Consider the following 15,562-nt stretch of genomic DNA (forward strand, 5'->3'; position numbering starts at 1 on the left):
CTTTTTTAACTTTTAATTTTTAATTCATCCTGTGCTTCCCGCCGCAGTCTAGCGGCAATTCTAAACAGTTCTTGACCGGTGTGCAAGTGGCGATCGTCATAATTGAGGGTAAATAGCTGCAATTCTTCTATTCCGTCTCCGACTTGATTGATGCTGTAGTAGAGATGGGCCGCAACTCCGGCTACATTAGATGGATTGGGCATTGATGTAAAAAAGTTATGAGCTTTTTTGAGATACTCGCGGCTGGTTTCGATATAAAGTTGAAACTTTTCTATCAGTTCGTCATCAAACGGATCTGCTGACAATTCGTCTATTTCTTTTTTAAGCGGCTTCAAGATGCTGTTGAGCATCCTATTGACTGGTTTGTATACTTTAATCAGCCACTGTTCCATTTGTTCATCCGCGTCCCTTGCTGTTTGTGTTTGCTGGCGGCTGACGTTTGGTGCGACTGGTGATTGCTGTTCGGTTTGCTCGGAAAGTTGGCGATCGTAAGATTGTCTGTGCTGGGCGTCTCCTAATATTTCATAGGCTGCATTGAGGCGGACAATCTCTTCGTGACCGGCTGTGTCGCTGTTGCTGTCTGGATGAAATAATTTGACTAAACGGCGGTATGCTTGTTTAATCTCGGCTTGTGTTGCGGTTGGGCTAATCTTTAGGGTTTTGTAGTGATTGATAACGGAAGACACGCTGTTATTTCCTTGAAATCTGGATTATCTTTGAAAAGGTGCTTGACAAAAATATCATTTTTTGCTAATATTTTAAGTATTTATATGATATAAATGTCAAAAAGTGTAAGTTGAAAACGTCAGTTTTCAACTTATCAGAAAATTGGGTTAAAAACCCTGTCCTTGTAGGAGGGCTTTTTTCCATTGTTAAGTAAAATAACAAATCCATCTTAACAAATGAATATGGTAGAATAACCAAATCAGACAAGATGTAAAAACCTACCCCCGGACTGGGGGAAAGTCTACGCCCAAAACATTTTTGAGGAGATATGACTACGCACTCTTTTGTGCCCAGAGTAGTCAGCCTGGGAACCCACGCTTGCGCGGGATATTAAGACTGAAATGTCTTAAGAATCCCCGTGCCTTAAGGCCGGGGAGTGTCAACATAAATCTATTTTAGAAAAAGATTGAGGCTTTGGAAGTGGTAAGCCGATCGACATTGGGGACTCATATAGCCATCCTCCCAGCAATTGTTAGCTGCTTCCTTCCCGACAAGAGCGCTTACCGACCACTTGGCTAACGCGCCGAAAGCGGTTCGTTCAAAAAAAAAGCCCTTGAGAAATTCGGCCTCGATCGCGATCGAGGCAGCTACAATCTATCGCAATTCTTTAAGCTAAAAAGCAAAGCCAAGCAGGGCGTACACTGTACGCCCTGCTGTCAGTTTCTGCAGCTTGGGTCGGAGGCTGACCTAGTTGAGGGCCATCGCCAGATTGAGTTCTGGATCTTGGAACAAGGGAGTGCTGAGATAGCGTTCGCCGAAGCTAGGCTGAATCATCACAATCAATTTCCCTGCATTTTCGGGACGCTGGCCGACTTTCACCGCCGCACATAGTGCCGCGCCGCTGGAAATACCGGACAAAAGTCCTTCTTCTCTGGCCAAGCGACGGCCATAGGCGATCGCATCGTCATCGGTAACAACTATAATTTCGTCGATCGAATCCACATTCAGCACCGGCGGCACAAAACCAGCGCCGATACCTTGAATTTTGTGAGGCCCTGGCTTTCCGCCCGACAGTATCTGACTATTGGCCGGCTCAACGGCGATCGCCTTAAACTCGGGTTTCCGGGACTTAATCACCTCTGCCACACCCGTAATCGTACCGCCCGTGCCGACTCCCGAAATCAGGAAATCCACCTCGCCGTCTGTATCTTCCCAAATTTCCTCAGCCGTTGTCGAACGGTGAACCTGCGGGTTCGCGGGATTCCGAAACTGCTGCAACATATACGCATTGGGAGTTTTGTCCACAATCTCTTGAGCGCGGCGAATGCAGCCGCTCATGCCCTCAATTCCGGGAGTCAGTTCTAGTTGGGCCCCGTAAGCTCGCAGCATCGATCGGCGTTCCGTGCTCATCGTATCCGGCATGGTCAAAATCAACTGGTAGCCCTTAGCCGCAGCCACCATTGCCAGAGCAATTCCGGTATTCCCAGAAGTCGGTTCTACTAAAACCGTTTTGCCAGGACTAATCAGACCTTCGGCCTCTGCTTGATTGACCATATTGACACCGATGCGGTCTTTCACCGATGCTGCCGGATTCATGCCTTCGAGTTTGACCACAATCCGAGCCACGCAGCCTTCGGCTTGGGGAATGCGGTTGAGTTGCACCAGGGGCGTCCGCCCTACCAATTCTGTAATGTCGCCAGCAATACGCATAATCTTTGTCAGTTTGTGGTTGAAAGTAAATCTTAATTCCTAGTTGGTAATACTAACTAGATGTAATACATGATATCGAGCTGCCGTCTGCCATTGCGCTTTTCGCACAGATCCTGTAGCGTGTATTTTTGCAACACTGAGTTGGCAATCGATCGAGCTTCTTGCCAAACTTCCCAAATCACCGCACTTTCTACAGTTTGAGCAGGCGAGTCTTTTTCAGAGCGATCGAACTCTGAGCCTTCGAGACAGTTGATAATTTCTAGGAGTGTAATTTTCCAGGGAGCCCTCGCCAAGATATAACCTCCCTTAGCTCCTCGCTGGCTGCGAATCAGCCCGCAGCGTCTCATGGTAGCCAGCAACTGTTCCAAATATCGATCGGGAATATTTTGCTGAGCCGCTATCTGGCGAATTTGCAGAGGCTCGCCTTCTTCGTAGCAATCGGCAAGCTCCAGCAAAGCTAAGATTGCGTATTCGCTTTTACAGGAGAGTTCTACCATAATTGCTTCAAATACCAGAATTCTCAACTCCAAAGTCAGATGTCAAAATTTTCCTCACTATTGAGTTAACAATTTCAACTTCTAACTTTTTATTATACCCCGGTTTTCCACTGAACTTAATCGACTTTGCTCAATTCCGAAGGTCTTACGGCAATAAACCGGGTTTCTCCGTCTACGACTGATAATTTTAATTTTTTTTATTGATTGTCGGCGCCCAATTCGTCAGTCGCACAAAAAAGCCCTGCCTCGGGCAGGGCTAAATTTGGCAGTTGCCAGCAGAGAGGGTTGGACCGCCCTGCCTCTTCTAATCGGCTCTTAGAACGTGAAAGTAGTTCTCAGAGTACCAATGATGGTGTCATCATTACCGCGATTTTGATCGGGATTTGTCACCCAAATGACACCCGGAGTAACAGAAATGTTGTCCGAGAGCTTGAATTTGTAGAACCCTTCAAAGTGCCACGACTGGTCATTTGTGAAGCCCCGCAAATCGCTCGGAACCTTAAGTTTATCCAAGTAAGGCTCGCGACCTACCACGAACCCTAGCAAGTTGCCTTCTTTCCCGAAATCTGGCAAAGCCAAGGTGACAGCGTAATTCCAAATTTTCGCATCGCCCAGCCCGAGAATGCGAGCATGGGTTAAACCAGCCCAGCCACCAATAATAAACCTCGGGCTCAGCCGCAACGAAGCCTGAGCACCGTAGGAGTTGCTGACCACTTTGCGAGCGCGGAAGGAGGTGCCATCCTCGTAGGTAAAGCCGTCACTCAAAAAGCCGAGAGAATTCGCCTGGCCGGTACCGGTGAAACCGCCAAGCTTTTCTGCCCCGTTAGATAAACCGTTGTCAAAGCCAAAGTTACCTCTGCCAAAGTAACCGTGGTTGTAGTTGAAAGCAACTTGCAAGTTGCGTCCGGGGGTAAAAGTCAACTGACCCATCGCTGTGTAGTCGCCGTTGGTCAAGCCTGCACCCTTGCTAGGATTGGCTGCATTTGATGCCAAGTAGCCGAAGGACAGAGAAGTGGGGCCGAACACGCCGCCCAGCAAGCCCCTGCCACCGAAGGCATAGTCAAAGCCGATACCTGAGCCACCGCCCAAGCGATAAATCGGGTTCCGCTGTCCAAAGGCGCTCAATGACCCGTTACCGCCGTCAAAGTCTTCAAAGTAAGGGTTGACAGTCGGGATAATGTCGTCCCAAACGCCAGCGTTGGCTATCAGGCTAACGTTCAGTCGCTGACCGACGGGGAACTTGTATAGCAAGGTGTCGAGGGCAACAACGTTGTCGGTTCTGCCGACGACATTCCAAGTTTGAGTCCCTTCGCGGGTAAACCCTACGTTCAAGGGTTGACCGTTGCCTACCTGAAGCCTCGTCAGCAGCAAATCTCTGCCGGTGAAGCTAGTGTTTAAATTGAGACGTACCCGCTGTTGGAAGACAGCTTCGTTGTTGTTGCTGCCGACTCTTCTGCCCTTTATGCCCGGCAAGTTAATACCGCCAGTAAAGTTACTAAAGTCGTCGGTGAGGGCAAAAATTGCTTCCCCGGTCAGCTTGGTAGTAGTTGAGAATTGGTTGGCTTCGAGTTCAGATGTCCGAGCTTCCAAAGCATCGACGCGACCCCGCAGGGTTGCCAGTTCTGCTGCAAATTCTTCTTGAAGCCGTTGGAGGGCTGCCAAGTCATCTCTCGTAGCGAAGTTGCCAGTGCCACCTCTAATTAGCTCGCTCACCTTGTCTAAGCAAGCATTTAAACCGGCTGCGAATTCGTAGCGAGTCATTGCCCGGTTGCCGCGGAAGGTGCCGTCGGGATAACCGGCAATACAGCCGTAGCGCTCGACTAGGGATTGCAGTGCTTGGAAAGCCCAGTCTGTGGGCCGCACGTCGGAAAGTTGAGATACTGAGGTAACTTGACCTTGAGTTTCGCCACCGGCAGCACCTTCGCTGCTGTACTCGTTGAGCTGTTCTAATGTGGCGGCTGGGTTTTGCTCTTGGGGGGCGGCAGTTTGGGCTAAAGATTCAGCCGGTTTTGGCAAACTTTGTTCTGCCGACTCTGCCACTGCCGGGGCTGGAGTTTCTAATTGAACTGCACCGATTTGCTCTGGGAGAGCGGTAGCTGCTGGGGCTGGAATTTCTAGTTGGGCTGCCGGGGCCGAATTTTCTACTGGTTGAGCGACTGTTGGCCGGGCTGCGGCTAAAGATTCACTTGTAGGTTGTGATGCCGCTTGAGGCTCTGCCTCAGCAGGGGCTGTGTTGGCTCCGACGACGATCGCACTTTCAGTTGCAGGCGTGGCCACATCTGCCATCGCTGCCTGGGTTTCGCTGCCAGCGGCTTGGGAAATTTCTTCTTCTGGCTCGGAGGCTGCAGTTGTTTCGGAAACAGCAGCTAAAGCATTGAGTTTCGCTTCGGAGGTTTCAGCGGTTTCAGCTTTGGCGACAGCCGGATTGAGCGCATCAGCAGCCTGCTGAGCGTCTGCTGCCATCGCGCTCGAAGAAACCACTAGGGTAGCTCCTAAGACTGCTGGGCTGATTAGTAAGTAACTCCACAAAAATTTCGACATATTCACTCTCATCCTCACACCGATTACAGAGAAACTTTTTTAGTCTTCTATCTGGTCAGTAGTTGCTCCACTACCATACAGTAAAAGAGACCTAAAATTCACTTTTTCTTTTGATTCTTTCGGGCTGACCGAGTATATAGATGTGACTGACGGCTGCACAGAGCCTGTTTTTTTACCTGTACTCAACGGCGTCAAAACCATACCAGGCTTGGGCGGTCGATTGATTTGACTGCTGACACTGCGTTATAGCTCCCGATCGCCTATTTACTTTTTAGCACAGCACGCCCGACTCGTCTAGGCTGATTCGACTTTAACATCCAAGCTGTGTCCTAGAACGCTAAAGACTTGGCGGTGATCGAATAGTTCCAACAAATCGGCGTTGATTTTATTGTGAGCTGCTTCTTGCCGCAAAATTTTCATCGCTGCCTCTGTTCGCAGAGCTCGCTTGTAGGGGCGATCGCCTGCTGTCAGGGCATCGTAAATATCGGCGATCGTCATCAATTGCGCTTGAATTGGAATTTCTGACTTGTTTAAACCTCGCGGATAGCCTGTGCCGTCGAGTTTTTCGTGATGTCCGTAGGCAATGTCTGGAATATGTTTTAAATCCTTTGTCCAAGGAATTTGTTTCAGAAACTCGTAAGTGTGAGTTACGTGAAATTCTATTGACGATCGTTCTTCCGGCGTCAGGTTGCCCCTTGACACCATCAATTGCAATATCTCGTCTGGGTTCAGCAGGGGTTTCCTTGCCCCATCTATATCTCTGTAAGTTTGTCGAGCAATCTCTCGCAGTTGAGCTAGGGGTTCTGCTGCCAAAATGTGAGGCTCGTTTGCCTCTAGCAGCACTTCCCAGTATTCTGCTAATCGGGTTTTCGCCTCTGCTAGCTTAGTGTCTAGCTGTTCGATTTCCTGGCATTGAGCGCACTCTGGCTCCTGGCTTGGGTGTTTTCGGTAGGCTGAATGCTCCAGCAAGTATTTATATTTAGACTGGACGCATTCCATTTCCATCGTCCGTTGAGCTAAGCCAAAGCGGTGGCGAATGATTTCTAGCTGTGCGGGGTAGAGCTTTTTCTGTTTGGTCAAAACTGCTTCGGGCACTCCAATTTTGCCAAAATCGTGCAGCAGGGCGGCGTAGCGAAGTTCTTGAATTTGGCGGTTGTTAAAGTAAATAGAGCGCAGTCCTCCGCTGCTGACGGTGTTTACTTCTTCTGAAAGGCGTACTGTCAGGGCTGCTACTCGTTCTGAATGGCCGTAGGTACAGGGGTCTCTGGCTTCTATGACTTGCACCGAGGCTTTGACGAAGCCCTCGAACAAATGTTCTATGCTGTCTTGAAGTTGATTGCGCTCGATCGAGATTGCTGCTTGAGAAGCGAGCGATCGAACTATCCTTTCTTCCCACTCCGAATACTGCTGCGTCGCTTCCCAGGCATTGTCTGCTGTCAGCACCGTATCTGCCTTTGTTTTGCGGTTGATCAGTTGCAGTACACCTATTGTCTCCCCTTGTCGGTTTTGCATCGGCAGTACCATTACCGAGCAAGTGCGGTAATTAATATCCCTGTCAAAACTGGTATCTAGCCGGTAGGGTACGCCGGGGGGTAAGTCGTAGGCATCAGACAGGTTCAAACTTTGACCTGTAATTGCCACGTATCCCGCCAAGCTTTTTTCTGTCAGTGGCAGAGCAAACTCCTTAAACGACAGGCTTGGTTTAGAACCGTTTTGCGCTACCTTGAACAGCAGCTTAGGTGTTTCGTCGCTGTGATCTACTAAGTAAACACTGCCAGCATCGCTGTAGGTGATTTCTCTACTTTTGGATAAAATTAAGTTTAACAAGTCGCCCAAATCTTGGGCGCTCGACAGAGCCGCGCCAATATCTAAAAGCTTTTCTATCAGATGGGTTTTTTCTGCCGCTGCAGACTCGTTCTTGAACTCTGGCTTTTCAAATACGATCATGGTCGGATGATGGGGAATAGCCTTTTATACATTGAACGTTTGGCCTCTCGACTTTTTAGCACCCGATTCTCACCCCCAGTCGATTTTTTATTGGCCAGCTTTCCGCGAGCGGGGCCTGTTGTTGCCCCAACGGACACTCTTTTAATCTAGCGTAGAAATCTCTTGGGCTAGCGCAAAGTCTTTCTCAGTTAAGCCTCCGGCATCGTGAGTTGTCAAGTTAAGTGTAACTTTATTATAGGAAATTTCTATATCGGGGTGATGTGCTGCGGCTTCTGAGGGGGCGACCAACTTATTTACAAAGGCGATCGCTTCTATAAAATCTTTAAATACACGGGTAGAGCGCAGTTGTTTGCCTTCAACCGTCCAGCCTGACAATTGACTGGCGCGCTCTTGAATTTCAGTATTGTTAAGTAGGTCAGCCATAATTTATTTTACTTTGGGATTAGCAATGGCAGATTAATAGCCCACCTGCGGAAAATCCTACCAAAAACTATCCGCTCTCACCAATAGCGTTTAGTCTCAAGTTTTAATACTCAAGATTTAACACTATTTGAGGTGAGAGCGGTCTAGCGGGTCTTCAGATTAGAACCTGACTGCCGGGAGAATCCCTAGCTCAGCCTGGTTCCCCGTGGAAGTCGTTTCCCGTTGGAGACGACGGCTGACTGCTAGTGAGCGGCCCCGGCGCACAGCCGGTAGTTTCCAATCTGATGACCCATGCGTTTACTACTTTCTATCATGGGCATCACCTCCAGGTTTAGCTAAATGGCTTAATATTGGAACGCACATCACCTAAATACAAGATTTAAGGTGATGATTTGTGCGCTAGCCATTGCCAGCGTTACCGAAAGAACTTGCGTTCTGAGTATCATTCCAGTAGTCACAATTATCAGAATAACACAAGGAATTAGAAGTGGGGGGATGCAAATTGAGATTTTTGCAATATCGGGGGAAATTACTGCTGCAGCAAGGTCTTTTATCGATCTCTACAGCAAGCGGGCGATCGTAGTTTGAGCCATTTGCCCATATGTTCTTCAGTATCCGGGCTGTGCGGTTATCAGGTGCATGGCCACTCTGGGGGCTGGGAAAGGCCGATCGATTTCTTGCCAGATAGGGGATGAGAATTAAATAAAATCCACTTTTCATGACTGTTGTGGGATGGGCGTCCGGCCCGCCCAGAAAGGACGGGCCGGACGCCCATCCCACAAGAAAAAAGGGAAATTATTTAATTGAGGATCCTAGGAAACTTCACCAGATATAGAGACACAAGTTGTTTTAGCTACAGGCAGAGTTGGTTTTTGTACAAAATCAACTTTTTTTAGGGCGCTAATTCGATCAAATCCGGGAAACAAAAAGCTCCCGCCACAAGACAGGAGCTTTTTAAGCATTAAGGGTAAAGCCTAAACAGCTTTATCTTACCCTTTTAAAATGTTGGAAATTTTGATATTTCGCGCTGATTACAGAGCGTTACCGCGAGGCAGAACTTCTTCAGGGAAGATGAAGTTTTCGTGGGGTTGATCCGTAGGAGCCATCCAAGCACGAATGCCTTCGTTAAGCAGAATGTTCTTAGTGTAGAACGTTTCAAACTCAGGATCTTCAGCAGCGCGCAATTCTTGGGATACAAAGTCATAGGCGCGCAAGTTTAATGCTAAACCGACGATGCCAATGGAGCTCATCCACAAGCCTGTGACAGGTACGAACAGCATGAAGAAGTGCAACCAGCGCTTGTTGGAGAAGGCAATTCCGAAGATTTGCGACCAAAAGCGGTTAGCTGTAACCATCGAGTAGGTTTCTTCTGACTGAGTTGGGTTGAAGGCGCGGAAGGTGTTTGAGCCTTCGCCGTCTTCAAACAAGGTGTTTTCTACGGTTGCACCGTGGATAGCGCACAACAGCGCGCCGCCCAAGATGCCTGCAACGCCCATCATGTGGAAGGGGTTGAGCGTCCAGTTGTGGAAGCCTTGCAGGAATAGCAAAAAGCGGAAAATTGCTGCGACGCCGAAACTGGGGGCGAAGAACCAGCCTGATTGACCCAAGGGGTAAAGCAGGAACACCGAAACAAACACGGCGATGGGGCCGGTGAATGCTAGGGCGTTGTAGGGACGGATGCCGACTAAACGGGCGATTTCAATCTGACGCAGGCAAAAGCCGATCAGCGCAAAAGCGCCGTGGAGGGCAACGAATGTCCACAGCCCACCGAGTTGGAACCAGCGGGTGAAGTCCCACTGTGCTTCGGGGCCCCACAGGAACAGCAGGGAGTGTCCGAGGCTGTTGGCTGGGGTTGATACGGCTACGGTGAGGAAGTTGGCTCCTTCGAGGTAGGAGCTTGCCAAACCGTGGGTGTACCAGGATGTGACGAAGGTGGTGCCTGTTAACCAGCCACCGATGGCTAGGTAGGCGCAGGGGAATAGCAGGATGCCAGACCAGCCTACGAAGACGAAGCGATCGCGTTTGAGCCAGTCGTCGAGGACATCAAATATGCCTCTTTCGGTCTGGGCGCGTCCGACTGCGATTGTCATTTACGCAAATCTCCAAATGGATATAATTACAACGGACGTTGTTCTAGTCACAACTTCCCACCTCATAGCTCTGCTGTAGCATAAAATGAGTGGATTGTGAATATAATTTACGTTTCTTTACCGCTGATGATGATTATAAAGGGAAATCTTTACAATAGCAAGAGCGAATTTTAAGTTTTGAGTAAGTTGGTCGTTCTGACGGGCAAGGCAATAGATAAACTGGGTTTCGGAGCGATCGGGCAATTGCTCAAAGCCGGAAAATGATTGAGCAACCGGGTTTCTCTCTCAATCAAGTATGAGAGAATCCGGGTTTCGGAGCGATCGGGCGATCGCTCAAAGCCGGAAAATGATTGAGCAACCGGGTTTCTCTCTCAATCAAGTATGAGAGAATCCGGGTTTCGGAGCGATCGGGCGATCGCTCAAAGCCGGAAAATGATTGAGCAACCGGGTTTCTCTCTCCATCAAGTATGAGAGAAGCCGGGTTTCGGAGCGATCGGGCAATTGCTGAGCATGAAAATGATTGAGAAACCGCTGGTTAAAAACTAGAGATTGCTAGCGATCGACATTTTGAGTGAATTTAGCACCCAGAGGCTAAACGACAAGCCCCCTATTCCCTCAACCTAGTGGGGAATTACTTTTTTCAATCAAAATCCGCCTCAATGATTCAACAAAAATGTTGTCTTGGCTGTCATATTCGGTAAAGAACTGCTTACGATTGGGCGTTTTACGATTTGGCGTTTGCGGTGGCTTTACCTGTAATCATTTTAGGTTAAATCCTATAGATTTAACTAGGTTTGTAACAAACTGTTACGAACCCGCAAGACTTAGGAACTGTCACAAGCGCTTTAGGGTGGTCTAGCCCCACAGCATTACCCACCAACTAAACGATAAACATCGGAACATCTGGACGTTTTAGTTGCCAACTTAAATAAGCTGTGGAGCATTTAAACCAGTAACGAGGCTAGTAGGGTGCGTCATTCGCGAACCCTTACGCTGAAACGGAAAACCTTAGATGCTGACGCACCTTACGCAAGTCCTTTAAATGCCGAACAGCTTAATTGGACAGCTTACTCGACAGCACCTAAAGCTTTTAGCAAGGATTTTTGCCCTTGAGTTAAACCTGTAACGCCCTTGATATTCATGCCTTCATAAATTCTTGAAGGGGAGAGATTTTTTCCATACTTATCCATTTCAACAGTTGAAAATTCAATGGTTTGTTCGCGGCCATCTCTAACTAAATTATGACTATTTTCTATGGGTGTACTAAAAACTGATTTGGCCAAATTAGATCCAGAAAAGTTTACTTGGTACAGATTAATACCCCTCATATCTGCTTGCCAAATAGTGATATCAGAAAAATCAGCGCCCGTTAAATCTAGTTGAAGTTGACATAATAAATTGAAGATATTACCAGCCCCATATCCGGGTGCTACACCCTGCTCTGCTAATTTAATTAAAATGTAATTGAGTTTTTCCGCTAAGTTTTCGGTGGTGTTGTACGTAACTAGGAGTCGGGAAATTAAAGGCGTAACAATGGCGCTAATTTGATTTTTTCTGACCGACTCTTCGGCTGTAGCTTTAATCAGAGCATAGTTTTGAAGAAAAGGAAACAAGGAACAAGAGGATGTAGAACTATTGCACTCTTCTATAGTAATTTCTTGGTAGAGTTGCTCAATTATTTTTTCTGTGACATAATCTCTGATTAATGGCTGCTGAGTGAAGCCAAAAATACTTTTTTCCGGGACTTGAATTGCGGCTTTTTCAATTAGAGAGCGCCACTGGAGAGATTCTAAGCTTTCTAATAATTCTGCCTGGAAAACTGGCGGGACGATATCATTTAGAAGTTCTGTAGGCAAAACTGGTTCTCGGTTAATGGCTAACCAGTAAATAATTTGTTTCTCTATCGGAGATAAGCGATTAAATTGTTCATCTAACCAAAGGCGAATGCCATTAAAAATAGTTTCTTCTTGTTCAAAGAAATCTCGAATATTTCCCGAAAATAAATCTTGTATGGAACTCGCTGCTATTTTTAAAGCTATAGGATTACCTTGGTAGCATTTTATTAGTTCCGCTTCTTCAGCAGGGGTTCCTATTAAAGACTTAAGTTTGAGGATTTCCTTGGCTGCGACTGGTGCTAAACCTTGCAGTTGCAAGCATCGGACGGGTAAAGTTTCTCCGGTTAAAGATGCAATTTCTCTCGCTTTTTCTCTGCTGACAATTAGCACGCAACTTTGGTGATTGGTTTCAGCAATTTGTCTCAGAAGTTGGCTGTAGTTAGAGAATCCCTCGCGGTAAGTGCCTGCATAGCTACCACTCTGGAAAAGGAAGTCTAAATCATCAAGGATAATCAGACACCGATGCTGCTGTAAATACTTGATGATAAGAGAGATGCGTTCGCCTACAGCCTGGGGTAAATCGGTAGTTTGATCCTGTGATAAAAATTGGATAATTTTAGCTAATTCTTCGGGTAAAGGTGAACTATATTGCAGGCTTTTCCAGATGACAAATTCAAATTCACCTTGAATTTCTTCTGCTAACTTTACCGATAAAGCAGTTTTGCCAATCCCGCCCATACCGATCAGGGTAATTAAGCGGCAACGATCTTGTAAAATCCAATGTTTAAGGGTAGCTAATTCTTGAGTACGGCCGTAGAAAATAGAAACGTCGATCGCCTCTGATAAATTGTGGTGGGTTTTTGTTACTAAGGAAGGATTTGGGAAGGCGATCGCTTGTTCCTCTGGATAACGTTTTAAGCCCAAAGCTTCCCAAAGGTGACAATTAGCCCAACAATCGGGCAAATTTGGTGATGTGGTTTTCGGTGTTTTATCTGGAGACGGGCGTGTACATGATTCAAGGATTGAGTGAATATTGCGTTTTGTGACTTGAGTTCCCAATGCCAGAGAAATTGTTCGCCATAATTGGGAACCGATATCTTTTAAGTAGTCGGCATCGTATCCTGATGTATCCGCCATGTTTTGATAAGACTGTCCTTGCCAAGATTGGCGGAATACTAGGTCTTGAACGTCGTTTAAGTGGCCTGGTTTGAGTAGGGTGTCTAAAATTGCTAAGGCTTCTTCGAGAGTCATTAGCTGTGACTGTAAAACAGTGACTAAGTAATTACTCTTATAGACTATCACTTTTTCTGACTCTTGTTACTTTTTTTTACTTTAGTTATTAAATCTTCATATAAAATTCTGGCCTTTTCTGACTTTTTCCCACTGTGAGGGCTGAGGTGAGAAGGTTATTGTGTAACTACGAACTAAAGGACTCGTGAGCATAAGGTAAGTATGAAAAAAATCTGTAAATTGCCAACGATGTAACACCTTCTCTTATCACGAAAACTTTGGAAATTAGTATCTAGTCACTAAATTAGCAACCTATCATTCAGAGAGGAACTGAAATGTTCACCCATAAACCTCCAAAATCTCCATACAATATTCTTTCTTTTGACGGTGGCGTAATTCGTGGTCTTTTAACGGCGGTTTTGCTAGAAAAGCTAGAAGAAGAGCTACAGGAAAAGAATCCCGAAAAGGAATTAAAAGATTACTTTGATATCATTGCCGGAACTTCTTCTGGCAGTCTCATTGCTTGCGGAATTGCTAGGGGATTTTCAGCCAAAAGGATTAAGAGTTTTTTTCAGGAATATGGGCTCAAAATTTTCCCACCCTTAAAAGAAACTTTGACCAGCTTAATCTGGCGGTTAGTCAATACAGAGATGGATTTCAGTGAATTTGACACTTTTAATATCCTTTCTCAAAACCGTGAAGATGCCAAGAAATTTATGACTCAACCCGTCTATGACGGAAAAGGTTTGGAAGATGTACTCCAGCATATATTTGGCTACCAGGAATTTGGTGAGTTGCCACAATTAGTGCTTGTGCCAAGCTACGATGTCTATAATCACGATGCTGTAATCTTCAAAAACAACAAAGAAGAGTTTAAAACGATGCCTGTGTGGGAAATTTGTAGGGCATCCGCCGCCGCACCTGTTGCTTTTCCTGCTCACGTCACGCACAATCAGGGATTCCTTAAATCTATTAAGTTGAAGGAAAATAAAGCTGAAGAAGCAGGGGAAGAACCAATCATAAAAGTAGGTAGAGAAGGTATCCCTTTGATTGATGGTGGTGTTGTTGCCAATAACCCTGTACTTTGTGCGATCGCAGAGGGTCGCAAACAATATAACACATTTCCTTCTGTAGTCGCTTCTTTTGGTTCGGGTTGGACTTTGAATCGGATTACAGTTCGAGAAGCTCAAGGTTGGGGTAGCTTGAATTGGGGAAGCGTGCTAAGGAATATCCCTTTGATGGATGTATTTTCTGATGGTTCAAGCGATGCTACGGATTATATTGCTAAACAATTGCTGCTTGAGGGAGAGAGTGAATATTTCCGCTTTCAGCCTCTTCTGAAAAAGAATGTTAGTGCTTTTAGTGCCGCTCCCGATAATCTCGATTTATTGGTTGAGATAGCAGAAGAATTTCTTAAAACTAAGGAATGCAAGGATGATATGAGCAAGCTTGTTAAATCCCTGACATCGCATCATTCCTTGTTGGATTCTGTGGTGGAGGCAATCACCTAATTTGAGTCAATCGTAAGATTGCTATTGAGTCAAGCTTAGGGATCAAAAGATAGAAACTGGGTTTTTTACGAAAATACTTCGTTGAAGGCCACAAATTCAGTAAAAAACCCGGTTTATTTAGTCGATATTGATGTTGAGTTACAGAAATTCCAACATCATTCATTTCAACAAATTTTAATTCTTGAGGTAAACTACCATGGCTACTTCTGATATAAAATCTGGTCAATTGGATAACAATGACATTATTTTTCCAGTTCCCCCTGAGCTTAGTGGCTTCACGCGGGCTGATGAATATGACTTGAATACAGATGCGATCGGGGAAGCACTCAAGCTTGCTCTTACAACTACAGATCCAAACAGCAAATATGATCCGTTTCTGCAAGTTATAGATGTCAATACGGGTCGGGTGGTTGCTGATTCAGACGATGGATCTTCAGAGAGTCTAAACTCATTGATTGAAGCCGGTCAGCCTGCAGGAAATATTGATTTAGTTGACGATCCGGCAATTCCTAATTCTTTGACAATTGACGGCAGCGCCAAGTACAAAGTCCGCGTCACCAGCGTGAATTCATTTACCAGCTCGTCGTCTACTTATCCCTACAGTTTGCGGGCCAGCGTTCCTAATGGTAATGTTAGTTTAGTTGCGAGAGGTAGCAACTTCAGCAGCAGCCCTCTAACGGGCAACTCTATTACCTTCGCTGGTAAATTGGAGAGCGCCAAAGACTTTACTTTTCCGGTCAAGGCTCCCAGTATTGGCAACACACTTGCGGATGAATTTCAAGTAAAAATATCCTCGGTGGGCGAACCGATCAAAATTTCCCTCAGCAGCACGACAAATGGCTTTGACCCTTATGTGGAAGTTGTCAACGCTAATACTGGGGAAGTTGTTGACTTCAATGATGACGGTGGCGGTGGTAAGAATGCGCTGCTTTCTGTCCCGTACCAAGCAAATACTGAATACAGAATCCGTGTCAGCAGTAAAACTGCATTAGCTTCCTCTGCTGATTACAGCTTACAGGTCAGCACTTCTTCTGGCAATACTGTCACTTTGACCCCCCGCAGTGGTGACACCGGATCATCGTCGAACAGTGGCGGTAACGGAACATCGACAG

The 15,562-nt window shown here is 46.4% G+C and carries 10 protein-coding genes and 1 pseudogene; 3 read left to right on the forward strand and 8 right to left on the reverse strand.

The features are described 5' to 3' along the window. Positions 1-5: 5 nt before the first annotated feature. The 6 genes from QUA16_RS05515 to QUA16_RS05540 all read right to left on the reverse strand — a co-directional run bounded on the left by QUA16_RS05515 (position 6) and on the right by QUA16_RS05540 (position 7,784). Positions 6-686: a J domain-containing protein gene (locus tag QUA16_RS05515; protein ID WP_333102230.1), complete on the reverse strand. Its 681-nt coding sequence runs from the start codon at positions 684-686 to the stop codon at positions 6-8. 727 nt (positions 687-1,413) lie between these two features. Next, the gene (gene cysK, locus QUA16_RS05520; protein ID WP_333102231.1) at positions 1,414-2,376 is read right to left on the reverse strand and encodes a cysteine synthase A; all 963 of its coding nucleotides are present in this window, start codon (positions 2,374-2,376) and stop codon (positions 1,414-1,416) included. Positions 2,377-2,432: 56 nt separating this feature from the next. Continuing rightward, entirely contained in the window at positions 2,433-2,873 is a 441-nt protein-coding gene (locus QUA16_RS05525) for an Rrf2 family transcriptional regulator (RefSeq protein WP_333102232.1), read from the reverse strand. A gap of 315 nt (positions 2,874-3,188) precedes the next feature. Continuing rightward, the gene (locus QUA16_RS05530; RefSeq protein ID WP_333102233.1) at positions 3,189-5,414 is read right to left on the reverse strand and encodes an iron uptake porin; all 2,226 of its coding nucleotides are present in this window, start codon (positions 5,412-5,414) and stop codon (positions 3,189-3,191) included. A gap of 294 nt (positions 5,415-5,708) precedes the next feature. Continuing rightward, a complete protein-coding gene (locus QUA16_RS05535) occupies positions 5,709-7,361 on the reverse strand; it encodes an HD domain-containing phosphohydrolase (protein WP_333102234.1) in 1,653 nt (550 codons plus the stop codon). Positions 7,362-7,502: 141 nt separating this feature from the next. Beyond that, positions 7,503-7,784, reverse strand: coding sequence for a 4a-hydroxytetrahydrobiopterin dehydratase (locus QUA16_RS05540; protein ID WP_333102235.1), 282 nt, complete (start codon positions 7,782-7,784; stop codon positions 7,503-7,505). 384 nt (positions 7,785-8,168) lie between these two features. On the opposite strand from QUA16_RS05540, the gene QUA16_RS05545 reads away from it, so the two are divergent. Next, complete coding sequence (locus QUA16_RS05545; RefSeq protein ID WP_333181043.1) at positions 8,169-8,372, forward strand: hypothetical protein; 204 nt, start codon at positions 8,169-8,171, stop codon at positions 8,370-8,372. Between the two features lie 443 nt (positions 8,373-8,815). Here the strand turns inward: QUA16_RS05545 and psbD are convergent, their stop codons facing one another. Further along, positions 8,816-9,874 (reverse strand): photosystem II D2 protein (photosystem q(a) protein), encoded by a 1,059-nt coding sequence (psbD, locus tag QUA16_RS05550; RefSeq protein ID WP_333055206.1) that lies wholly within the window; start codon positions 9,872-9,874, stop codon positions 8,816-8,818. A 1,067-nt stretch (positions 9,875-10,941) separates the two neighbouring features. Next, positions 10,942-12,960: an NB-ARC domain-containing protein gene (locus tag QUA16_RS05555; RefSeq protein WP_333102237.1), complete on the reverse strand. Its 2,019-nt coding sequence runs from the start codon at positions 12,958-12,960 to the stop codon at positions 10,942-10,944. A 314-nt stretch (positions 12,961-13,274) separates the two neighbouring features. Between QUA16_RS05555 and QUA16_RS05560 the strand changes: the two genes are divergently transcribed. Beyond that, entirely contained in the window at positions 13,275-14,450 is a 1,176-nt protein-coding gene (locus QUA16_RS05560) for a patatin-like phospholipase family protein (protein WP_333102238.1), read from the forward strand. Between the two features lie 196 nt (positions 14,451-14,646). Then, positions 14,647-15,562 (forward strand): annotated as a pseudogene (locus QUA16_RS05565) (calcium-binding protein); the annotation flags it as partial.

It is taken from the genome of Microcoleus sp. S13_C3 (assembly GCF_036700905.1).
Classification (GTDB): Bacteria; Cyanobacteriota; Cyanobacteriia; order Cyanobacteriales; family Microcoleaceae; genus Microcoleus.